At 42.6% G+C, this 23,293-nt stretch carries 18 protein-coding genes; 4 read left to right on the top strand and 14 right to left on the bottom strand.

The window, feature by feature from the left end; all coding sequences use genetic code 11:
* The first annotated feature begins 5 nt into the window (after positions 1 to 5).
* Positions 6 to 362 carry an outer membrane protein assembly factor BamE gene (locus CXF95_RS23655; RefSeq protein WP_101200973.1) on the top strand — a complete coding sequence of 119 codons (357 nt, stop codon included), beginning with the start codon at positions 6 to 8 and terminating at the stop codon, positions 360 to 362.
* Between the two features lie 284 nt (positions 363 to 646).
* Here the strand turns inward: CXF95_RS23655 and rlmM are convergent, their stop codons facing one another.
* The 9 genes from rlmM to CXF95_RS23605 all read right to left on the bottom strand — a co-directional run bounded on the left by rlmM (position 647) and on the right by CXF95_RS23605 (position 11,254).
* Entirely contained in the window at positions 647 to 1,726 is a 1,080-nt protein-coding gene (rlmM, locus tag CXF95_RS23650) for a 23S rRNA (cytidine(2498)-2'-O)-methyltransferase RlmM (protein WP_101200972.1), read from the bottom strand.
* Positions 1,727 to 1,729: 3 nt separating this feature from the next.
* Complete coding sequence (locus tag CXF95_RS23645) at positions 1,730 to 2,101, bottom strand: DUF423 domain-containing protein (RefSeq protein ID WP_101201014.1); 372 nt, start codon at positions 2,099 to 2,101, stop codon at positions 1,730 to 1,732.
* A gap of 588 nt (positions 2,102 to 2,689) precedes the next feature.
* Positions 2,690 to 4,246: a polyamine aminopropyltransferase gene (locus CXF95_RS23640; RefSeq protein WP_232788006.1), complete on the bottom strand. Its 1,557-nt coding sequence runs from the start codon at positions 4,244 to 4,246 to the stop codon at positions 2,690 to 2,692.
* Between the two features lies 1 nt (position 4,247).
* The gene (gene speD, locus CXF95_RS23635) at positions 4,248 to 4,631 is read right to left on the bottom strand and encodes an adenosylmethionine decarboxylase (protein ID WP_101200970.1); all 384 of its coding nucleotides are present in this window, start codon (positions 4,629 to 4,631) and stop codon (positions 4,248 to 4,250) included.
* Between the two features lie 252 nt (positions 4,632 to 4,883).
* On the bottom strand, positions 4,884 to 6,161 hold the full coding sequence (locus CXF95_RS23630; RefSeq protein WP_101200969.1) for a DEAD/DEAH box helicase: 1,278 nt from the start codon (positions 6,159 to 6,161) through the stop codon (positions 4,884 to 4,886).
* 301 nt (positions 6,162 to 6,462) lie between these two features.
* Positions 6,463 to 7,179, bottom strand: a complete 717-nt coding sequence (locus tag CXF95_RS23625; protein WP_101200968.1) for a riboflavin synthase subunit alpha — start codon at positions 7,177 to 7,179, stop codon at positions 6,463 to 6,465.
* A gap of 175 nt (positions 7,180 to 7,354) precedes the next feature.
* A complete protein-coding gene (gene yqfB / locus CXF95_RS23620) occupies positions 7,355 to 7,669 on the bottom strand; it encodes a N(4)-acetylcytidine aminohydrolase (RefSeq protein WP_198556685.1) in 315 nt (104 codons plus the stop codon).
* Between the two features lie 430 nt (positions 7,670 to 8,099).
* Positions 8,100 to 10,250, bottom strand: a complete 2,151-nt coding sequence (locus CXF95_RS23610; RefSeq protein WP_101201013.1) for a penicillin acylase family protein — start codon at positions 10,248 to 10,250, stop codon at positions 8,100 to 8,102.
* 131 nt (positions 10,251 to 10,381) lie between these two features.
* On the bottom strand, positions 10,382 to 11,254 hold the full coding sequence (locus tag CXF95_RS23605) for a hypothetical protein (protein WP_101200966.1): 873 nt from the start codon (positions 11,252 to 11,254) through the stop codon (positions 10,382 to 10,384).
* 342 nt (positions 11,255 to 11,596) lie between these two features.
* Here CXF95_RS23605 and CXF95_RS23600 point away from each other — a divergent pair, with 342 nt between their 5' ends.
* Positions 11,597 to 11,950, top strand: coding sequence for an aldo/keto reductase (locus tag CXF95_RS23600; protein WP_255418953.1), 354 nt, complete (start codon positions 11,597 to 11,599; stop codon positions 11,948 to 11,950).
* 216 nt (positions 11,951 to 12,166) lie between these two features.
* Here the strand turns inward: CXF95_RS23600 and CXF95_RS23595 are convergent, their stop codons facing one another.
* The 4 genes from CXF95_RS23595 to CXF95_RS23580 form a co-directional block, all read right to left on the bottom strand.
* Positions 12,167 to 13,090, bottom strand: a complete 924-nt coding sequence (locus tag CXF95_RS23595) for a histone deacetylase family protein (RefSeq protein ID WP_101200965.1) — start codon at positions 13,088 to 13,090, stop codon at positions 12,167 to 12,169.
* Positions 13,087 to 14,973, bottom strand: a complete 1,887-nt coding sequence (locus CXF95_RS23590) for a bifunctional acetyl-CoA hydrolase/transferase family protein/GNAT family N-acetyltransferase (protein ID WP_101200964.1) — start codon at positions 14,971 to 14,973, stop codon at positions 13,087 to 13,089. The genes CXF95_RS23595 and CXF95_RS23590 overlap by 4 nt, the downstream gene beginning before the upstream one ends.
* 417 nt (positions 14,974 to 15,390) lie before the next feature.
* Positions 15,391 to 16,218 carry an enoyl-CoA hydratase-related protein gene (locus tag CXF95_RS23585; RefSeq protein ID WP_101200963.1) on the bottom strand — a complete coding sequence of 276 codons (828 nt, stop codon included), beginning with the start codon at positions 16,216 to 16,218 and terminating at the stop codon, positions 15,391 to 15,393.
* Positions 16,219 to 16,354: 136 nt separating this feature from the next.
* Positions 16,355 to 17,134 carry an SDR family oxidoreductase gene (locus CXF95_RS23580; protein WP_101200962.1) on the bottom strand — a complete coding sequence of 260 codons (780 nt, stop codon included), beginning with the start codon at positions 17,132 to 17,134 and terminating at the stop codon, positions 16,355 to 16,357.
* Between the two features lie 415 nt (positions 17,135 to 17,549).
* On the opposite strand from CXF95_RS23580, the gene CXF95_RS23575 reads away from it, so the two are divergent.
* Together CXF95_RS23575 and CXF95_RS23570 are read left to right on the top strand one after the other, a co-directional pair.
* Positions 17,550 to 18,332: a RhlG family 3-oxoacyl-ACP reductase gene (locus CXF95_RS23575; RefSeq protein ID WP_101200961.1), complete on the top strand. Its 783-nt coding sequence runs from the start codon at positions 17,550 to 17,552 to the stop codon at positions 18,330 to 18,332.
* Between the two features lie 749 nt (positions 18,333 to 19,081).
* Positions 19,082 to 21,169, top strand: coding sequence for a S9 family peptidase (locus tag CXF95_RS23570; RefSeq protein ID WP_101201012.1), 2,088 nt, complete (start codon positions 19,082 to 19,084; stop codon positions 21,167 to 21,169).
* A gap of 369 nt (positions 21,170 to 21,538) precedes the next feature.
* On the opposite strand, the gene CXF95_RS23565 is transcribed toward CXF95_RS23570, so the two are convergent.
* Positions 21,539 to 23,293 (bottom strand): VCBS repeat-containing protein, encoded by a 1,755-nt coding sequence (locus tag CXF95_RS23565; RefSeq protein ID WP_101200960.1) that lies wholly within the window; start codon positions 23,291 to 23,293, stop codon positions 21,539 to 21,541.

Below are 23,293 nucleotides of genomic sequence, written 5' to 3'. Positions count from 1 at the left end.
TAACAATGAAGTTTAAGAATTTACTGGTTATATTAACCGCCACTATGATGTTATCAGCCTGTGCTGATTGGATTTTCCGAATTGATGTACCCCAGGGTAACTTTTTGGATGAAAAAGACGTTAAAAAGCTTAGAATTGATATGACCAAAGAACAGGTTGTATTTGTACTGGGTAAACCTGTTTTAGAAGATGCATTCGATCACGATACTTGGTACTACCTTTATCAAATGAAACGCGGCATGAAACAGCGTGGTGAAGACTTTCGCAAAGATCTCACCATTACGTTTGTTGGTGATAAGGTGACTGAAGTCACAGGCGATTTTGAATTGTCAGAAGAATTTAATATCCCCTTAGATCAATAGGTCGTTTCCTAGCTAACCTGAACTCTGGATAAGATGTGCCGCGACCCTAAAAGTAATTATAACTAAAACAGTATGTTAGGTATTTATAATTGTTTTACAAGGCCAATAAATATATCCAGTGCTGCTATTATTGCGTTTATCGAGGCGAGCTTGTGAAGGAATAGCGAGCTATTGAGAGCAAGTTCAACAAAGATAGGCGTGATAATAGCGGTGCTGGACGGTATGGCTTATCCAGAGCTCAGGTTATCTACTATCTTCCGATGAGTTTCATCGGAAGATGTCTCTTATACACTTTTTGATTTTAGCCTCAAATGCACTGTCACTTCCTCTCGGTTGTGATACAGGTGCTTGGCTTGTAATAAATATTTTCCTACTTGGTTAGCTTGCATGACCTCTTCAATAATCCCTAACGCGCCCTGAACCGACTCATAACGTTTCTTCATGGGCAATTTAAGATTAAACATAGCCTCTTTACAACGGCCATCTGCCACCCAATTAGCCATGAGTTTTGCTACCTTTTGCGGTTGCTCAATCATGTCACAGACTAACCAGTAAACATTTTTCTTCTTAGGCTGAAATTTAAACCCATCTTCAGGGCAATAGGTCACCTGCCCAGTTTCCATTAGCGCTGCATCCATAGCACCATTATCAACAGCTTGCACAAACATACCTCGCTGCACAAGTTGATAGGTCCAGCCTCCAGGGCAAGCACCCAAGTCAACGGCATAGAGTCCACCCTGCAGGCGAACGTCATGTTCTTCTTTAGGAATAAAAGTCTGAAAGGCTTCATCAAGTTTTAAGGTGGAACGACTTGGCGCATCATGGGGGAACTTCAAACGTAAAATACCTAACGGCAAAGATGAATTATTGTGTGTAAATGAATAACCAATATAGGCCTTATCAGTTTTTGTGAAAAACACATGTAATACAGGTTTTTTAATATTGTCTTTAGTCGTTAGCTTGTTCTTTTTCCGCAATGCTTGCCTAAAGGGCACACTTATCTTTCTACAAAACTTCGATAGCTCTCTGCCAACGGTTGTGTCGGCATATTCAACCCGTAACTCACCACATAACGGAAATCCTTCACATGCAGCTAAAAGTGGCCCAATACGATCCGCCACGTCCATATCCTCAATCACTTGTTTACAAGCAAACTGTTGGCGGGCAAAAATCAGTTTATTAAACGCTAATTTGTTAGCTAATAGCTCCGCATGCTCTTCTTGATAACAAGTAAATAAAACAAAACCACTGTTAGCTTGGCTTTTTGAATAACCAAACACATCCAATTGACTGGCTTTCTCCTGAACTTCATTCGCCACATCGTTCTCAAATCCACTACGGCAATACAATAATAATCCGGCCATTGTTTAATTCGCTCCTTTTAAGGTCGCTGCTATCAGCAGTGCCCAACCAATAATGAAACAGACGCCTCCTAGGGGGGTCACAGGGCCAAACCATTTTATTTGGGTGAGCGCCAACATATACAAACTGCCGCTAAACAAAAGAATACCCGCGAACATAAAACCTGCGCTGTATACCAGCAATGCTTGAGGCATTTGACGATACAAAATTACTAATAAAATGAGGGCAAGGCTATGATACATCTGATACTGCACACCAGTTTGAAAGGTGTTTAACAATGTTTCAGATAACTTGCTTTTAAGACCATGGGCCGCAAATGCGCCCAATACCACCGACAACATGGCACTGAATGCCGCGCAACTTAATACAATTTTAATCACAATTTTTCTCTCGGTAGAACGAACAGGTTAGCTACTGTCAATAATTCATCTGACAGCAATAGTAACAAAAACCAGCGAGCTAAGTTGGATTAGTCAGCCCTCAATCTTACCTATCCCGAGCACTAATCGCGACCAATTCTAACTGTTACTTTAGTGCAATCCGCTGCCCCCCTCTTCTTCCATTTATACCGCGCTACCTGTTAAACCTGACGAGCGGCAATGAGCGATGGCTGTGTGAAAAGTCGAATTCTTGATGAGCGGTGGGTAATTACATTTATTAAGTTGTCGATTTAGCGGTGCATGTGGGCTTTAGGATAAAATTTTACTTCAAAATATTAGGCTTTTTGGAGAATTAATTCATCAAGTTCTAACTTCTAATAGTTTTAACACAGCCTGGGAACATTTGAGCTGTTTAATATGACACTTTATTACTTGAGTTCTGTTCCAGCTATTGAATTCAGTTCAAACCAGTATGAAACATTATTACTCTCTTACAGTTTACGAACCCTTTTGCCCCATTGACGCCGAATTTTGGAGCGACCATCTGATTATCCTTTTTAATGGATAAAAATGAATATGGATATTTTAATCACTAAAATAACGCCAACTATTGAGGTAATAATCTAATACAACAGGTTTATCAATTTGATTAATTTCAACGTCGATTTCTTGTATATCTTTTTCAAAGACAAACAGAGACGGCATAGTTTCGTGGGTTAAAAACAGGCTGTTTTCTACGGGGCGTTTAGGTATGAAATTTATGGGTTGTAAGGCGCTGAGTACAAACCCCCAATCGCCAAAAGAGGGCACATTTGTGTGATAAGGATAGGTGTAATCAAAACCTGCGGCTTCTATGGTTTTTGCAATACTCCAAAATGCAGGTTTAACAAAAAATGGGCTGGTAGCCTGGGTCACCATTAGTCCATCAGACGTTAAGTTTGCTCTGGCTAATCGGTAATATTGCTTACTGTACAATCGAGAAAGTGCAATGGTATTGGGATCGGGTAAATCGTTAATGATAAGGTCAAAAGCTTGCTTGTTTTGCTCAAGAAAAACAAAAGCATCCGCAATCACAACCTGTACTTTTGGGTTCCCTAAACTTCCTAAATTAATGTCTAGTAAATGGGGATTATTCTTGGCTAATGCCGTCATTCGGGCATCTAAATCGACTAAAACAATTTGTGCGATTTCTGGATACTTGAGAAGTTCTCTTACCGCTAATCCGTCGCCTGCGCCTAACACCAATACCCGTTTAATTGGTTTATCGGCGTAGGTCATAGGCATCATTACTAATGACTCATGGTATCGGTACTCATCCACAGATGAAAACTGTAAAACACCATTTAAGTACAGTCGTAGATCATCTTTGCTTTTGGTCAGGGTTATTTTTTGGTACGGGGTTTGTTCACTATGCACGATACGCCCGTTATAGAGCATTTGATCCCATTCCTTTAGAGTCTGACTGGAAAACACTAACATAACCACAATAACGACACTCATAGCCGCGGCTAAGAATTGAAGTTTTTTGCCGGTTTTGCCGAGTGTTTTTCTGTAAGCATACAAAACGACTGCTGCAATGGACATATTGATAAGCCCAAACAACAAAGATGATTGGTAAATACCCATAACAGGTAAAAGAAAGAACGGAAATGCAATGGTAGCAATTAATGCACCCAAATAATCTAAGGATAAAATATTAGCAATATTGGATTTAAGTACCTGATAATTCTCCATTAACCTGGTTAGAAAAGGGATTTCCAACCCAATGAGGAAACCAATACATAAGGTGAGTACAACATACGTTGGGTAAAATAATGCGGTGGTAGTATAGGTAAAATATAACAGTGGGATACTGATACCACCGATGAGCCCGAGCAGGATCTCGGCGATGACAAATCGTTGTAATAGTTTATCCGTAATGAATTTGGATATATAAGAACCAAAACCCATTGCGGCCATATATAACCCTATGGTGAGTGAGAAAAATTTCACACTGTCGCCCATAAAATAAGACACAGTGGTGGCAATCAGTAGTTCATAAATAATCGAACATAAGCCGGCGATAAATGCGGCATAGATCAAAGTAGCGTATTGTCTCTGTTTAGATTGTTGTTGTGGCAAAGCAGTTTGCGCATCCGACATCTCAAATAACCCCATCTGTTGAGGATAATTGGTTTAATGAAGTGCCTCTGTCAAACTCACGCACGTCAACACTTTTGGGACATAAATATTTCTTAATGGGCGCTATGGCTAGAGCCGGATCGCAGTTGCCACACATAAATATATCTATGGCGGCAAAGTGGCTTTCAGGCCAGGTATGAATGCTTATGTGGGATTCGGCCAGTAACAACATGCCGGTAATGCCTTGTTCTCCTCCAAAACTGTGAAAGTGCTTTTGCAATACTTTAGCGTTACAAGCGTCTGCGGCTTCCAGTAACGCTTTTTCAATGACACGCTTATCACTTAAGTGGTTTGCTTGGTATAGATCGACAAGCAGATGTGTTCCGGGTGTATAACTATTTTCCATAAAAACGTTTGGTTAATTCTGACATTATTTTAGGGTACGTTGTTTTGTTATTCCCCTATTGTCTAATTTCGTTGCCACAGTAGCAAATTTAAAGGGCAAATTAATCAATACCTTTTTAACGCTAGACTGATGTGCACATCACTCTAGCGTTAATTTGAATAACTAACCTGAACTCTGAATAACTAGTAGAAAAAAAAATGAGAAGAAAAACGGTACCTTAACCTACTTTAACATTTGATTATTTCGATTAGACTATTTACGGCCTCGCCTTCCGCGACCTTGTGATTGGCCTCGACGTTGGGGCTTAGTATCTGCCTCAAAGTTACCATACTCGTCATCATCATCCGATGAAACTACAGGCGCTTTTTTACTGGGGGCAAATCCTGGAATGATCTCAAGTTTAAACTTATGGCCGATGAGACGTTCAATAGATTGTAACTGCTTAGACTCATCCTCACTGAACAATGAAATAGCGAGACCAGAGTGGCCAGCACGACCAGTACGACCAATGCGATGCACATAGTCTTCTGGTACATAAGGGAGATCAAAGTTAACCACACAGGGCAATTGACTGACATCGATGCCCCTGGAGGCAATATCAGTGGCAACCAAAACCACAACCTTCCCATTCCTAAAACCATCTAAGGCAAGTGTGCGTGCATGCTGGCTTCTGTTGGCATGGATTGATGCGGCATTAATACCTGCTTTTTCCAGCTGCAATACCAAACTATCCGCACCATGTTTGGTGCGACTAAAAACCAAAACTTGATGCCATTTATTCTTTTTAATCAGGTGAATTAACACCTCACCCTTACGCTCTTTGTCTATTGGGTGTATTTTTTGTTGCACCTTATCGACAGTGCTGTTCGCAGTAGCCACGTCAATCAAAAGTGGATTATTTAACATTCCTTTAGCAAGCAACTTGATTTCGCTAGAAAAGGTCGCAGAAAACATCAAGGTTTGACGTTTGGGCGGCAACAACATTTGGATGTGACGGATATCGTCGATAAATCCCAAATCCAACATCCGATCAGCCTCATCCAATACCAAGATCTCAAGCTCATCAAAGTTAATGGCCTGTTGATTATAGAGATCAATCAAACGACCAGGCGTTGCAACCAGCATATGTAAACCACCTTGCAGTTCGGATATCTGCGGCTCAATCCTCACCCCACCAAACACGACCCCAGAGCGAATATTCAGATGGCGGCTATAGTTTTTAACACTCGAAGCAACCTGAGCCGCAAGCTCACGGGTTGGTGTAATAACTAAGGCACGCACATGTTTAGCTTGGAGACTTGGGCCTCTCTGCATAGCCCCACTGGGAATAGCGTCACCAGACAATAGCTGCAGCATAGGCAATGTAAAACTAGCTGTTTTTCCGGTACCCGTTTGCGCCACTGCCATAACATCACGCTGACTAAGCACCGCTGGGATAGCTTTAATTTGTATTGGTGATGGCGTTGAATAACCTTGTTCTTCAACGGTTTTCAACAGTTCATCACTTAAGCCTAATGAGCCAAATGACATAGATAAACGTTCCTTGGATTGATTAATATGTTCGATATGATGTCTGTTGGGGTGCAGTTTGAAGCTGCCGTAATCTAACGGACACTATTAATAAGCGACAATTTACTGACAATATTCCCTTAATTGTCGTTTAGGAGTATCCAATATGACAGCTAATAGACAACTTATAAAACCTACACCAAAGAATGTAAACGCGACGTGGTCTAGGTTCCGCTATTCTAACAACTTTTCCGGAACTGCTGCTTAGTATTCAAGAAAAGTCATCAAGACGTAGCCGTCTTTTGTTAATTTTTATGGCCTGTTAATTTTTCTGGTTTATAAGGTCCGTTGTATTATGCCCCAAGGAATCGATATCCACCCCCTGCTCTACAAGTAGCTTTTCAAAAAGGGGTAACAAAGGGCCTAAACTTTCTTGCAGAGTATCTCGCACCGTATCCACAATCACTTGAGTACCACGCTCAATTTCAACATTAATGCGATCGCCTACAACCTTAGCTTCAAATACTGTCATTCTTCGCGTCTCTGGGATCAGCCAAACTTCAAACCACTCCTCTTGTTTGTTTACCTCTGAAATAGTCAAACTTGCGCCATTTAAAGCGATATAACCTTTAGGAAAAACATAACGTTTCCATTCTTTTGATAACCCTAAACGAATACAATAATTGTCTTCAATGTGATTAATATTGATAATTGAAACTTTAAAGTCAACGTGGCCAGATAAAGGGTGACCACCAATTTCAGCACCATCTTTGGCTGCTCTTTCTACATTGACTAGAGTACCTTTTTCATACTCACTTAATGTAGTAATCAGAAGACTTTGCAGCATTACATCAAATTTCACTCTAATATCAGACACTAACTGTGTCACAGTCAAGCACACTCCATCCACAGCCACACTGGCCCCGATGTCTAAATCAGTGCAAAACCCTGCTTTGAAATCCATAACAAATGTTCTAATACCATTTTTATCCGTGACATCAGCTATCTTAGCTATAGATTGAACTATTCCTGTAAACATAAATTCTCTTTTTCGATGGGTAAACAAATAAATTTTGTCAACACTCTTTTAAACTGGCACCCAATGTAATTCAATCAAATATTTAGAGTCATTTGAGCATATTTACAATGAGTGTTTGGTTAATATTGGTGACGCAGTAGCTTGTAATATATAGATGATGCAGATGCTATACCTTCTAATCAACCAATTCGTATGAAATTACATACAAGTTTTCTACATTTGGGTAAATATTTTGGATCACCGCTTTGAGCTCTGAAAGTGGCATATTTTCTTGTTTTGCATGAAAATCTATAAGCTGACTAAATGCGATGGCTTGTACATCTTTTATTTTTAAGGCACAAAACCAACGATCATTTTCATAAGTAGAGACTTGCACAAGACTATTTGGATAATAGTCTTTTTCCGATTCATCTCGAATTGTAATCGTCTTTTTACCAGAAAGAATATTTGCTTCAAAGCGTTCAAAAAAAGTTATTTTAGATAGACTCACCATTCTCTCCTTAATATTTAGTGGACGCTCTAACGCCATAATACAAGGGTCTGCACCTGACTAAAAGCTTAACGAAACAGCGAGACATGTATTTTCACTGAAGTCATAAAATAATGTTTTTGAATTTTGTATATCTTTAGCGCTTCGCAACAATGGAGAAAAATCAAGAGAGCCTATAAGTTGAGCATCAATTTTATAAGCATTTTGAACAATAGTAAAAATGTGATGTGCTGCTTCTTCATTCGAGTTATCAAGTTTTTTATCATGCTACGCCTAGTCTTAAAATTTATATTGCTTCCTAACCCTTAACATATGAAGATTTTTGAGCGCGTTTTACCCAAAGAACCTAGACCCCATTACCATTCAATCAAATATGTAGAGTCCTTTTATAACAGTTTCTTGTTAATTGCTTCTTATTAAATATTCTAAACTAAGACCCCCCGCCAATTCTTTTGTCACTGGTTTTTTCAGCCATAAGTGTGACCATATCTAAAGGTAGGCGTCGCTCTTTCTCAGATGCAAATATGGGAGCCTGATCGTCATAGTGCTTTGATGTTGCATCAAGGGTTGCGCTGCCAAAATTATGTATAGTGTGTGATGAAAGGTCACCATCCGGTGCCCATTCAACAAACATAATGTAGCTGTCTCCGGCCGTTGCCTGTTGCTGACCCGCTTCTTCATCAAATACACCATATACGGCTCGCAACACATCGGGTGCACCTGACAGAGCCCAACTCTTGTCACCGCGAACCAGCCGGTTCACATCGCCCCATTTGGGGTCGATTCGACCAAAATGGTTTTGCAGCACAGTCAGCGCATTTTGGAAAACCTCAGTTAAGTCAGGCATTGGCTCTTCTCGCATCGCCGCCATGACAAAGGGACTGCTCGTCATCACACCCAGTGCCGCTATTCTATTTTCAGCGTCGGTGCCTAAATTCCAACGTTGAAGTAGTTGTTGCCCTGCTTGCAGCTCACTATCGGGTTCAAAAGACATGGCTAACAAATCATTTATCACATGGTCGACCACTGACCCTTTAGCATAACGATTATCATACTTGTAGCGGTGCAAATCTTCACGACTGATAGCCTTATCTGACCCGAACAATGCTTCGATACGCAGGGCACGATTAGTCATATTAGTCTGTATGCCCATCGACGACTCATAGTCTTTGGGCTTAGGTTGGCCCTCACCGACCGAAGAGCGGTAAGGGGTGTTGTTGGCATTGTAGACAAAGCCGGATGGAGGATTGACCGTGCGCGGCATGCGTTCAAAGGGGTAGTATCCCTGCCAAATAAGGTCAGATTGGTCTCCGGGTATTAAACCAAGCCAATCTATGGCCGAAAACCTATTGCCTTCTGGTCGCTTGGGCATCATGGCATTATAGTAGTGGGCAATATTACCGTCTTTGTCAGCGTACACATAATTGATGCTCGGCGAGGCGGTCATCGACAGTGCCGCTTCAAACTCAGCTTGGGTGCGCGCTTTGTTCATCGCTAACATCTCTTCAAGGGTGCGCATTTCATCCATACCAGCCCAACGTAGCGCAAAAGCGCCTTTTTCTGTTTTGAAAACAGGGCCGTGAGCAGAGCGATAAATCGCTTCGTGAAACGTCCAGCGGATTGGGCCCCAAAACGTCACGTCAATTGCAGCGTCTTTTACCTCAAAATCCCGCCATACACCGTCTAATAAATATTGGTCCTCGTTGTTGGGGTTAATCGTTAATTGATACACATCCACCAGATCAGGCTTATTTACTGTGCTCGCCCATCCGAGTGTGGGGCCGTGGCCATGGAGAATAACCGGTGAACCTGGAAAAGTACTGCCAGCCATATCCCAACCTTCGTCTGTTTTTATCCGCGCCTCATACCAGGCAACTGGCCCAGTAAGGGGTTGATGAGAATTCACCAGCAGGCGGGTATAACCATCGTCAGAACGAGACGGCGCAACGGCAATGCCTTGACTACCGAGATCAGGCTGAGGTGAATCAGTGACTTGCAAATATGCAAGTTTGTCGAGTCCTGTTCCGTATCGCCCCTCGACGACTGCCGCAACCGCCTGATCAAAACCATAAAATAGAGGTGTTTTAAAAGTGAAACCCGCGATAATATCTTTACCTGTGACGGGGAGTAAACCCGCTGCGATATTGCCTGGGTTTTCAGAGGCATAAAAGTTAACACCATCAGCATAGGCCTGAGCATGATCACGAGTTTGCTGGTCAATGCGGCTCTCATAACCAGCGTCTACCACATCCCACACGCCCATAAACTGAACCAGATAATCGGTTTTAGCGGCGTCAACGCCATGTAGGGTCGCCAATTTGCCCCGTGTGACAAGTAATACATCCTGCATTGTCACAAAATCATCTTCCGCATGAGCATAAGCAAGCCCAAAGGCAGCATCTACATCCCGAGATCCAAAGATATGCGGCACACCATATTTGTCGCGTATAATATGCACCGCATATTTATCAGCAAGAGTGTGATATTGAGTGGGATCAACATAGCTAGGAGCCGTTGCCCAAAAGCCAACATAAATTGACGCTGATAATGCTATGCCAGCAATCAGTATTTTTTTACTCATAATGCCTCTCATAAATCGCGTAAACACCTATCGAAATTCAATCAAATATTTAGAGTCATCTAACGCTATTTACAATGGGAATCTTGTTAAAACATCAGGTATTATTTAACAACATAATGCTGACTATTACTTTACAGGTGAGGCTCTACTTGACTTAAGCAACGGACTATTTCTGTTGCATTTAACGACAACATCACTGAACCACTGCCATTTCTGGATCTAAAGTATCCCTTTAGTATTCCTTTGTGGCTATTTAAGGATAACCTTCCAAAATGTGACTGGAACGCCCCTAAATTCAAATTATCTAGCATCACATTGTTTTTTGCTCTTGCATCCGCATTCAGCAGCAGCTTTCGTAGTTCTTTTAGTTTGTTTTTGTTTAAATTCATCATGACGCTATTCACCATATATTCATCGGCAACATAAAAAGAAGCGAACTTGCCTGCCTCATTTGAATAACCTATCTTTATCACGCCATTTACAGGGCTAAGCTCACACACTTTTACACGGCCTGTACCAGCTTTTTCCAATGCTCTTATTTGCATTTCTATTATTCTTATTTTTTCAGAAATACTATCTGGTGAATTGGCTATAGCCAATTGGTCACACTTTTGTTGGCTAAAAAGCACGGAATGAAATGGTTCAGCGTTCTTATCAAAGTACCTATACTCTACGCTTAATCCAATAGTTCTGGCGGCACTTTCACTTGTTCCGTCCTGACAGAAGTTAACTCCTAAAGTGCCGATTAATTGGTCTTCTATTTGCAATACCTGTTCTTTACTTATTTCTTCTTTAGAGCGGTGATGGACTTGGATCTCTATCACATGAGTATTGCCGTCAATAAATGACTTACGAAGGATATTATTCTCATCTATCTTTATTGGATAATTCTTTGCTTGCTTTGCAATTCGATCTTTGTATTCTTTTTGCAGCATCATATTGTCTTGAGCACCAACATAAAAAGTAAAGGCGATGAGGGTGTAAATTATCAATGATTTTGACACTAATTATTCCTTAGTTAATTTTTCATTTTAGGTTACGAATGTTTTTTTGACTGCGAAAAGTTACTTGGTGATGATGCTAATTCAAGTAAAAACTCTAAAGATAAAAATCACATACTCACCATTATAATTCAATCAGGAATAAAAGGGGCAGAATATAAGAGTCAGCATGACCCGCAGGTTTTGTTAACGTTCGAGGATAAGTGCTGAATAAGCTGGTAACTTATCTTTAATTCCAATTTTCGTCAATCCGACATAGAGCAACTCATGACTTTTGCAAAGGTTAAACCCGTATATAATCAACTAGAATTACATCCTTATCTGACCCAAAAATCTTTGTGAGCGGTGTGTGACAAACACGAAATTTATGTGTATTGCTGGTCCCCTCTTGGCTCCGGCACCTGGAGTGGTGTGCCAACCAGTGCAAAGCCCGTCGCTGATCCTATGATTATTAACATTGCTGAAAAATATGGAGTGAGTGCTGGGCAAGTGATTTTGAAATGGGATCTACAACAAGGTCGTATCGCCATTCCTAAAGCAGAGAGCGAAAAAAACATGAAAGCCAATCTCGACCTAAATTCTTTTGATCTCAGAGCTGAGGACATAATAGCAATCAACCAACTCAATCGTAACCATAGATACGGAGGCGATCCTGATACCGCATATCAAGGCAACATGAAAATGCATGTTTCTGAATAACGAGTATGGAGCAACGTAAGCAGGCAAAAAGCCTGTCTGTCTTTGGAATTTTATAATTGATTAACTAGGGCATTGAATGCATCCAGTGCTGAGATTATTGCGTTTATCGAGGCGAGCTTGTGAAGCAATAGCGCGCTATTGTGAGCAAGTTCAACGAATATAGGCGCGATAATAGCGGTGCTGGACGGAACGGCTTATCCATACATCGAGCTCAGGTTAGTTAGCAAGCACCTTGACATGTGCTACTACACTGCGCGCAAGGGCACTTAAGGCATAGCCGCCTTCTAACACAGAGATTATTTTTCCTTCGCAGTGTTTTTCAGCTAGCGCCTTAATTTGCTCTGTTATCCATGCGTAGTCCTTTTCTACTAAACGCAGTTGGCCGAGTTCATCTTCAGCGTGGGCGTCAAAACCAGCAGATATAAAAATAAGTTGAGGTTTAAATTCGTCTACCGATTTAAACCAATGCTTTACCATTTCACGATACTCGCTGCCCGTTGTGCCAGCAGGAATGGGTACGTTAACAATGCCTTGTCTACAAGGTTCATCGCCTGTGAAGGGGTAAAACGGGTGTTGGAAGGATGAACAAAACAGCACGCGATCATCGTCTTTGACAATGTCTTGGGTACCGTTACCGTGATGAACATCAAAATCGATAATAGCAATACGCTCTAAACCATGCACTTCGAGAGCATGCATGGCACCTACAGCAATATTATTAAAAATGCAAAAGCCAGATGAGCTTGCACGCCCAGCGTGATGACCGGGTGGTCGCACTGAACAAAACGCACTTGTTGATTTATCTGCAATGACCAAATCCACAGCATCAGTGACGGCACCTGCTGCGTGCAAGGCAGCGTTTAAGCTTTTGTCCATCATAATGGTATCATCGTCTAACCAGACCCTGTCCTCACCTTTTTTAGGTGCTCGATCAAATACACTTTGTACAAAAGCTTTGTCATGAGCGCGCGTTAATGACGACAATTTAGCAGGTTTAGCGTCGGCAAAGTGCAGTACATATTCAAGGCCAGAGGCTATAATTTGGTCATTGATTTTGTGCATGCGCGCAGGTTGTTCAGGGTGCTCGTCGCCCATGTTGTGTAAGTTGCAATAAGGGCTACCTATAATAGTCACTGTCATTTCGATTCTCCTTGAGTGGTGTCGGTTTTAATCGATTTTCCATCAGTATTTAAGTATTTTGTTAGTTCAATTTCTTGAAAGTCAGAATGACAAGAACGCACAAAACCGAACTGTTCAAACACTGAAATCATCGCTTTATTATTGCTTTTTACTAACGCGAACATGGTTTCAAGGCCTCGCTTTTCGGCAATATCTATCATGGTTTGCAATAGCCGTGTAGCCATGCCTTGGCCCTGATTAGTTTCTCGTGTAACAAACGCCACTTCACAGGAATTTTGTTGTGAAATGAAATAATAACGTCCTACCGCCTCGATACGCACTTTCGACCCTTCTTGTCGCACAATAGTTAACGCCACATCCTTAGTTTGATCAACGCTAACCAAATCACAGGATTTTTCCCGCGTCATTGGACCAGGTGTATAGTTATAGCGCATTGCAAGCGTTTCTTTGGTATGTGAATAAAAAAACTCTTGCAAACGTCGCTCGTCAGAAGGATTGAGTGGCCGTAAATAAAACAGCTTATTCATGTCTAAACGTAAAAGCTGCATATCACCTAATTCAGGAATATCGGTTGGAGTGTTTTTTTGATAATCGGGAACCCAATATTTCTTTCTAATTTGCTCGAGTAATTCATCTCTGAATTTGGGATGGGCAACACGAATTAATTCAAGAGCTCGCTCGCGCACACTTTTGCCCTGAAGACTTGCTATACCAAACTCGGTTACAACATAGTGCACATTACCCCGGGATGTCACTACGCCAGAACCTTCAGTTAGCGTCGCCACTATCCGCGATACTTCGCCGTTTCTTGCAGTTGAAGGCAGTGCAATAATAGGTTTTCCGTTTTTACTTTTCGAGGCCCCGGTTACAAAATCTACTTGGCCTCCGATCCCACTATAAAAATGATCCCCAATTGAGTCAGATACCACTTGTCCGCTCAAGTCGACTTCTAGTGCGCTATTAATTGCCACCATATTGTCATTTTTCGCAATATTAGCGGGTTTATTGACATAAGAAGAAGGATAAAACTCGATATGCGGATTCATATCAACAAAATCATATAGCTTTTGAGTACCGAAGCAAAAACTGACCACTGTTTTACCTGGGTGAAAGGTTTTGTACCTATTATTCACAATGCCACGCTGAATTAAATCAACCACTCCGTCACTAATCATTTCCGAATGAACACCTAGATTTTTATGATTATGCAGATACCGTGTCACTGCATCGGGAATTTTACCAATGCCTAATTGTAAGGTAGCGCCGTCTTCAACTAACATGGCGACATATTGACCAATTCGGTCGATTATTTTTGTCGCTTCAGGTATAGCGACTTCAGGCAAGATTTGTTGATGTTCAATACACGCACTAAACTCACTTATATGCAGAAATGAATGTCCACACGTTCGCGGCATATGTGGATTCACTTGTGCAATAATATGTTTTGCTGCTCGCGCTGCCGACATCACCACATCTACAGATACCCCTAATGAACAAAATCCTAATTCGTCAGGTGGCGAGACCATAATTAAGGCGGCATCGAGGGGTAATATATCGTCAGTGAACAAACCAGAGACTTCTGATAAGAAACAAGGCGTGTAGTCTGCGCGTCCTTCTTCCACAGCTTTTCGAATAAGCTTGCCGTGAATAAAGAAAGTATTAACTTTGAACCTTGAAGCGTACTCAGGCAAAGCCCATTTGTCGTCTGATAATGTGCTTATATGGGTCACTTCGATATCGTTTAAGCCTTTCCCATCTTCAATAAGGCTATCGATTAGCGCATTAGGTACCGCTGCATTTGAGCCAATAAAAACCCGATTACCTGAATCTAAAAGACTATGCCAATCAATTTTATTACCGAATTGAGACTTTACGAGTTGCATACAAAACAGTCTACTAAGAAAAGGAATTTCCTTTACCTTATCACCATTTCTCATTTATGAACTTGATCTAGATCCTTAGAGTTACCATTTAGCATCGCTTTTATACCATTCCATCTTAATTACTGCCCACCTTTACCCAATCCCTTGGATCTGTATTTAGTATCCTTAGTGGGTCGTTAATATAATCTTTCCAGGCAGATGTACGAACTACAAAGATCTTGTCATTTAATATTTCTTTCCTCTGTGTAGCGCAGCGCTCGGCGCCCGACGCTCTTTGTTCTCTGTGGTGAAAATTTTTGTAGTTGAAAGGCCAAAGAACAAGATATTTGAACCACCGAGAACACCGGGTGCCGCGCACAGAGAGCACAGAGAAAAGCAAAGTCTCCCAGACAACACATATGTCACTCTGTTAGCTGTTTAGCTACCTGTAAACTTCGGCGCTCTTCGCTCTGAAAATGCCTTTATCCCCTCTTGCAAATCATTAGACTGCAAACTGGTCATCATAGTAAACATACCATTCAACAATAAGCTCTGCTCGTCGGTCATGTCTTCAGACTTACGCAAAATAAACTTGGTGCCACGCACTGCCATCGGCGAGTTAGCGGCGATTTCATTGGCGAGGGCCATACCTGCTGCCATGGTAGCTTCGGCCGATTCGTAAACATCGTTAACCAAACCAATTTTTTCGGCGCGATCGGCCTTGATATCTTTACCGGTGTAGGCTAGCTCTGCAACATGACCCGCATTAAGTATTTTAGGTAGGCGCTGCAAGGTGCCCACATCGGCAACCAGCCCCAGTCGTGTTTCACGTACGCTAAATACTGAACATGCACTGGCTATGCGAATATCGCAGGCGGTAATCAGATCAACCCCCGCCCCCAGGCAAAAGCCCTGCACAACCGCTACAACTGGCACCGCACAGTCGGCTATGGCCGTAATCGCACCCTGAAACTTTTGAGTATTGGCTAGCTGTTGAATATTGGCTTCGGCTTTGGAGCGGGCCTTGGCATTTTTATGTGCGCTTAGGCCGTCTTCTACTAGGTCGATACCGGCGCAGAAGTGTTTGCCACGACCGGCGAGGATTATTGCTCCTATCTCGCCGTCTTCGCACAGTGCGTCAAGTGCGTGAGGAATAGCGGACCACAATTCGGTTGAAAGTGCATTGTATTTGGCTTCACGGTCTAACCAAACTATACCGACCTGCCCCTGTTTTTCGATGCTTAATACCTTGGATGAAAAACTCATATTAATTCCTATATTCTTTAACTGACTTTAATTTACTGATCGAATGCATAAATAGATAAACTCGTACATAACACCTTTAAACCATCGTTAATGTCTTCAGTTCTAGCACTCACTACAAAACTCATTTCAAACAATTTTATTTGCTGATCCCCATAATGTGACGCATGAGTTTATTCATGCCGCCAATCCAACGATCGTAGTTAGTTGTTTTGTTGCCCATATATTCCTGCACAATGGCGTGAGGTAGTATCAAAAAACTCTCTTTGCGTAGTTCTTCGACAACACAATTGGCAAGCTCTTCTGGCTCTATCATGCCATTGCTCGCAGCGGCGGCGATGGCATCGTTATCCACTGCGGTCATGGGTGTGCGCACCGCTTGGGGGCACAGCATAGAAACGTTAATTCCCTCATGCTTATGATGAATAGCCAACCACTCACCAAAACCGACTGCAGCGTGTTTGCTGACACCATAAGCAGCGCCACCAATCTGGTTGAGCAAGCCTGCAGCCGATGAGGTATTTAAAAAATAGCCACCGCCCCTAGCGACCATGAGCGGCACTAAGTGACGCGCAGCATAAACATGAGACATGACATTGATATCCCAGCTTGCCTGCCATTCACTATTTGGGGAATCGATGCTTTCACCTATAGCCACACCCGCATTGGAGCAAAACAGGTCGATGGCGCCAACCTTGGCTTCCGTTTCTTCGATCACGCGACAGATATCATCTTCCTTAGCAACATCGGCCATCATGGCAACACCATTCACCATGTCAGCCGTAACTTGGGCGTTACCTAGATTGATATCCACAGCCACAATCTTCTTAGCGCCTGCTGCGTGAAAGCGTACGGCTAAAGCTCGACCAATACCGCTGCCGGCACCAGTGATTACAACAATTTTATCCTGTAGTTCCAAAAGGTCTCTCCCTTATTTTAATTATTTATCTCGGACCTTTATTGAGTACCCATTTAAATCAATACCCACATGTTCTTTGGGAATCAATTTTAGATAGTCCAAAGGTTTGGTTTATAAAAGATTACCCCATTCAGGACGGGATAGCAGTGCGCTGCCTACTGCCACCCAAGCAAATTCAGACTGACCAAAGCGATGTCACAACACATCAAATCTAGCTAAGACATCACGTAACTTAGATATTTATTCAAATATAATCAATTACTTAGAGTTATTTTATAATATTGACAATAGGTGGTTTGTGCATTGTTTTTATCAACCAAGTGCATACCTCATATTTATTGATCATCACTCTAAAAAATATTCTTCAAAGGGATTTCTTTGGTAAATTGAGCAAATACTTTAAAAGGAGAACTAAATGTTTGAAAATCTATTTTCTATGCAAGAAAAAATCTGTGTTATTACCGGTGGTTATCGTGGTTTAGGTGCCTTTATGGCCCAAGGCTTTCTTGAAGCTGGGGCAAAACGTGTTTACATCACAGGTCGTAAAGCACAAGCCTGCATTGCTGCAGCCGAAGAGCTAAGTAAATTTGGTGAGTGTATTCCACTGCCTGGCGATGCGTCGACTAGTGAAGGGTTAAGCCAATTAGTCCAAGAAATTAATAAACGTGAAGATCATATTGATGTCTTGGTAAACAACGCTGGAACAGCTTGGGGAGCACCTTTTGGTCAGTTTCCTGAGAGTGGCTGGGACAAAGTCATGGATATCAATGTTAAGAGCCCATTTTTCTTAACTCAAGCATTAACCCCCCTTCTAGCTAAAAATGCCGATGCAAAAAACACTTCTACTGTGATAAATATAGGTTCCATTGCTGGGATCTTGGGCAATGGCTTGGATACCTTTAGTTACGCCGTATCAAAATCAGCCATTCATCAGGTAACAAGAATATTAGCCACTGAATTGGCAGCGTCCCACATTCGAGTCAATGCCATTGCGCCAGGGCGTTTTTACTCAAAGATGACCGAATTTCTAAGCACAGACCAAGCCGCTTTTGATGAAGAACTACAAACGATTCCCATGAGACGCTGGGGAGAACCAAGCGATATCGCTGGTGTTGCTATTATGTTGGCCAGTCAAGCTGGCGCGTTTATCACTGGACAAATTATTCCAGTAGATGGTGGCACTACGCTGATTAATTAACGACGAGATTAATGAGCCCGTCGTAATCCATTGTAAAATGTTGCGTCATTTGATCATTGTTACAATGGGCGTTTTAATAAAGTTATGGACACCAGTGGTGAACTGGTCAACATCCTCAGCAAATTAAAAAGTTAAGCGCCTTAATACTACAAACACTAACTTTGTCTGGCAGCACTGTATTCGCAATCGCGACTACATGTGACTGCCAGTACTTGCACAATATAGCTATTCGGTTCTACATAAACTCAGGCTTTTTGAACCCGAGGTTTTCTATGACGATCAAGCCCCCATATTTGCATCTGAGAACGAACAGCACCTGCCCTTGGATATGGAGGCGCTGATGGCGGAAAAAACCGCTGGTAAACGAATTGGCGGAGGGGATTGAGTTTTAGGTCCGTGCAAGGGGATGGTCTTCGACCACAGGCATCCAGCTTATTTTTGTCCTGCTTCTGTGGAAACCAGATAGTAATGGAAGAGAGCTCAAAGTATCCACAAAGTTCTTTACTCCGAGCAATTTTTTCTCCATCAGCCTATTCGGCTTTGATGGGATAACAGAAGTCATTCTGGTATTCTTCTGCCTGAGGGCAAAATCAAATGGCTTCAATGACTAAGGGCTCCCCCGCTCTCAATATCCGAAAAAATATAAACCAGGATCAATTTGCTGGGCCATCAGTGAGCACGTGAGTGTTATTGGTGGCACACTTACTGCGGTGTTATCATTAGGGTATTTCCATCATGTAAAGTTGATTATGAGCTCAAAAACCACTCTCTGTGCCCCTACTGCCCCAAAAAAACCACATATCCATGACGTTCATGATCATCAACGAAGTGATGATTATTTTTGGTTGCGGGATGACACACGGGGATCCCCTGAGGTATTGGAATACCTGGAGCAGGAAAATGCTTACACCGAACAGCAAATGGCGCCATTGGCAACACTGCAAAGAGATTTGTATGCTGAGATGGTTGCCCGGCAGGAGCCGCAACTAGAGTCGGTGCCGTATTTTAAAAAGGGTTTTTGGTACCTGTCCCGTTTTGAAGAAGACAAAGATTTTCCTATTTTTACCCGCAGCCCGGATTCAATGGCTGCACCACAGGAACTGCTATTAGATTGCAATGATCGCGCCAGTGGCCAGGCCTATTACCAGTTGGGTGGACTGGCCCTTTCCAGTGACTCCATGTTAATGGCCTATGCGGAAGATATCGTCGGACGTCGGCAATACACTTTGCGGATCAAAAACCTTAGCACCGGTGAAGACTGTGTCGATGTGATTGAAGATGTAGCCAGTGTTGAGTGGGCCAATGACAATCAAACCCTTTTTTACGTCAAGATACATCCGGAAACATTATTACCTTATCGCGTTTATCGGCACACCTTGGGCGATCTGGTTGCCAATGACGTGCTGGTATATGAAGAATTGGACGATACCTTTTATCTCAGCATTTACAAAACACGCTCTGAACAGTACCTGGTTATTGGCATCGAAAGTACGCTTACCTGTGAGAGTTTAGTCTTAGCCGCAGACTCCCCTACTGACAATTTTGTGTCATTTTTACCTCGCCAGCGTGCCCATGAATACAGTATTGAGCACTTTGATGGGCAGTTTTACGTCAACAGTAACAAAAATGCTAAAAACTTCGCCTTGCTGACCACCACAGAGCCAATGAATAAAGATTGTACCGGGTGGACAACCCTAATTCCAGAGCGGCCCGATGTGTTATTGGAAAGCTTTGAGCTGATGCAAGGCTGGTTGATGGTTGAGGAACGCCAGGCCGGTTTGCCCCTGCTGCGGCAAATTAGCCTGACGACCGGGGAGTCCAAAACACTGACCTTTAATGACCCGACTTATTCCGTATTTAGTCATCATAACCCTGAGCCCAATAGCAGCAAGTTTCGTTATCAATACACCTCGTTTACCACACCATCCTCGGTGTATGAGTTAGATCTAAATACCGGGGAAACCGTCTTACTGAAACAAAGCAAAGTGATGGGCACATTTTCCAGTGACGACTACCAAAGCGAACGCCTATGGATAGCAGCAAGAGACGGAGAGCAAGTACCGGTTTCGCTGGTGTATCGAAAGAGCCTATTTAATCACCACAACCCCATTCTTATTTACGCCTACGGCTCTTATGGCCATAGTATGGATATCGGCTTTAGCTCGGCAAATTTGAGCTTATTGGATCGGGGTTTTGTCTATGCAGTGGCCCATGTACGTGGGGGTGAAGACTTAGGTCGGCACTGGTATGAACAAGGCAAATTACTCAACAAAAAAAATACCTTCAATGATTTTATTGATGTGAGCAAGGCCTTAGTGGAAAAGGGCTACGGCGCGAAGGACAAGGTATTTGCCATGGGCGGCAGTGCCGGGGGCTTATTAATGGGCGCGATCATTAACCAGGCACCGCAACTTTATAAGGGCGTCGTGGCTGCTGTGCCGTTTGTTGACATCGTTTCCACCATGTTAGATGAGTCTATTCCCTTAACTACCGGTGAGTATGATGAATGGGGCAATCCCAATGCCGAACAATACTACCGCTATATGCTGTCTTACAGTCCCTATGATCAAGTCCGCGTTCAGGATTATCCCAACATGCTGGTGGTGACGGGCTTGCATGACTCCCAGGTACAATATTGGGAGCCAGCCAAATGGGTGGCGAAATTACGGGCCCTCAAAACCGATGATAATCAATTACTGTTGCATACGGATATGGAAGCCGGACACGGCGGCAAGTCAGGTCGTTTTAAACACCTCGAAGACACCGCCAGAGAGTTCGCATTTTTGCTTGATTTAGCTGATGGCCAAAGGGCGCAGGGCATGGATAGCCCAAAGTAAAGAAGCCGCTATCCGGCATTCCCCCTAATCCTCCCCGTATTGCCAAACAGTGATCGTGAGTACGCGTCCCCCAGCGCGTGACTCACACAAATTGCGCCCCGGCAATTTGACCAGTGATAGTCTGCGTTGATCGGGCAGTGATGAGTCGAGGACCAGTCAAAAACATCGGCTTAGCCGACAAATAATTTTTGATTGCTTCGTTATTAATTATCGTGGATGTCTAGTTTGGTCTCTTTTCTAGTTTGGTCCTTTCTTGGGTGTCTAGTTTGGTCTCTTTCAGCCTGTCGGGTTTGCCAGCTCTGCTGGGCAAACAAAAAAGCGACAAGGTGAATCACCTTGTCGCTTTTTTATCGGTTAACAGTCTGACCTTTACTGTGCCAACTGCCAAGTGTTGTCAGTGGGTCTGAGTACCCCTTTATCTTTGATAGTCAAGCCATCCATCAGGTGTACGATGTTTCTGGTCGTGGTTTCATTGCGCCATAACAGGTCGGCTTTACCATCGCCATCGTAATCGCCCATGTCAACAATTTGCCAGTCAAGACTGCCGACCGTACTCATGAACTCGCTGGTCTTGATTTGACCGTTTTCCATCAAATACGCCCAGTTACGACCATCAACCTGATTACGCAGAATGATGTCATCGGTACCATCCCAGTCCAAATCCCCTGCCCCGGCAATGGTCCAGTCACCATTGATAGCATTAAGCACATAACGGTTAGCTATCTGGCCATTGTCCATTATCCAGATGTAATTCACGCCCGTGACCTGATTACGCCAGATCACATCATCTGTGCCATCGCCGTTGATATCCCCTATCGCCACTATCTTGTAGTTCAGGTCGGTGACCCATAACGAAGGTTGGCTGGTACCAACATTGAGGCCATCCATCATGTAAAACCAGGTATCGCCCCTGTCTACATTACGCCACAGCACATCGCCTTTACCATCGTCATTAAAGTCACCACTACCACGCAGTTCCCACTTGGGGGCGTCTACATAGTTGAGCACTTGACGAGTTTTAATGTTAAGGCCATCCATTAGATAAATAAAGTTCAAACCGGTGAACGTATTGCGCCACAATATATCTGATTTACCGTCAGCGTCGTAATCACCCTGACCGGCCATCAGCCAGCCTTCATCCTGTACTACATTAATAGGTGACGCCTGTTTGGTTTGAACCCCATCCATGGCCCACAGAAAGTTCCAGCCTTTGGCCTCACTGCGCCACAGTAAATCTGATTTGCCGTCGCCGTCTACGTCGTTTTTGACTTTTAGTTGAGTTGAGTTTTGCGATTGAGTCGCGTCAAGGGGAAACGCATCATCCACATCCAGCACGCCATCATTGTCGTCATCATCATCAGTAACGTTTGAGATAAAATCGCCATCGGTATCTAAAGGTAAGTTTTCACTGTTAAGCGGGTTACTTCCAGCTAATACTTCATCAGTATCAGTATAATTATCATCATCAGTATCAGCTTTGGTGGGGTTAGTGCCTAATTGATATTCTTCTAAATTAGTCAAACCATCATGGTCATTGTCATCTTCTGGACCTGATTCAAGGTTATTAAAATATAACATTTCCCACACATCATCTAAGCCATCATCATCAGTGGCTAAATTTCCAATCGAATATTCGCCCTCCATAATAACAACGCTGGGTTTTGATTGAATACTGGGGGAAGGTAGTGGTGAAATAGTTAGATTGGTAAAGTTGGTTTCATTATCAGCCAAAACCAGCTTAAAATATAACAGCTGTTGGCCTTGATTAATATTCAATGAATTAACGGGATCAAACCACCCTGCAATAATGTACATATCTGTTTCGGGGTTATCGTCTAAATCCTCAATATCATTTACAGCACTACTAATGCCTAACGATCCTTGCTCAAAATGATTAATTGTTTCAAAACTCGCAATATCACTCCCTTTATAATGAATACGAAAGGCAAAACCATTTACTGCTTGTAGTTTATTTATACGATAACTCACATTCGCTTCTACTATGCCATTAGATACCGCACTTACATTTGCGGAAGTAATCTCAAAACTTTGTTCATTCGCATTAACCTTGCCGACCATAAGTAAAGTTAGAACAACAATCATTAACCCTATAGAATTATTCAT

It is taken from the genome of Paraglaciecola sp. MB-3u-78 (assembly GCF_002835935.1).
Taxonomy (GTDB): domain Bacteria; phylum Pseudomonadota; class Gammaproteobacteria; order Enterobacterales; family Alteromonadaceae; genus Paraglaciecola.
This window is presented reverse-complemented; position numbering and strand designations above follow the sequence as displayed.

Coding starts and splice junctions, on each gene's coding strand:
- CXF95_RS23630 (WP_101200969.1), bottom strand. CDS start 6,161: ATGTCATTTGGCTCATTAGGCTTAAGTGATGAACTGTTGAAAACCGTT.
- CXF95_RS23655 (WP_101200973.1), top strand. CDS start 6: ATGAAGTTTAAGAATTTACTGGTTATATTAACCGCCACTATGATGTTA.
- CXF95_RS23585 (WP_101200963.1), bottom strand. CDS start 16,218: ATGAGTTTTTCATCCAAGGTATTAAGCATCGAAAAACAGGGGCAGGTC.
- rlmM (WP_101200972.1), bottom strand. CDS start 1,726: ATGGCCGGATTATTATTGTATTGCCGTAGTGGATTTGAGAACGATGTG.
- CXF95_RS23595 (WP_101200965.1), bottom strand. CDS start 13,090: ATGACAGTGACTATTATAGGTAGCCCTTATTGCAACTTACACAACATG.
- CXF95_RS23565 (WP_101200960.1), bottom strand. CDS start 23,293: ATGAATAATTCTATAGGGTTAATGATTGTTGTTCTAACTTTACTTATG.
- speD (WP_101200970.1), bottom strand. CDS start 4,631: ATGGAAAATAGTTATACACCCGGAACACATCTGCTTGTCGATCTATAC.
- CXF95_RS23625 (WP_101200968.1), bottom strand. CDS start 7,179: ATGTTTACAGGAATAGTTCAATCTATAGCTAAGATAGCTGATGTCACG.
- CXF95_RS23575 (WP_101200961.1), top strand. CDS start 17,550: ATGTTTGAAAATCTATTTTCTATGCAAGAAAAAATCTGTGTTATTACC.
- CXF95_RS23610 (WP_101201013.1), bottom strand. CDS start 10,250: ATGAGTAAAAAAATACTGATTGCTGGCATAGCATTATCAGCGTCAATT.
- CXF95_RS23590 (WP_101200964.1), bottom strand. CDS start 14,973: ATGCAACTCGTAAAGTCTCAATTCGGTAATAAAATTGATTGGCATAGT.
- CXF95_RS23640 (WP_232788006.1), bottom strand. CDS start 4,246: ATGTCGGATGCGCAAACTGCTTTGCCACAACAACAATCTAAACAGAGA.
- CXF95_RS23570 (WP_101201012.1), top strand. CDS start 19,082: ATGAGCTCAAAAACCACTCTCTGTGCCCCTACTGCCCCAAAAAAACCA.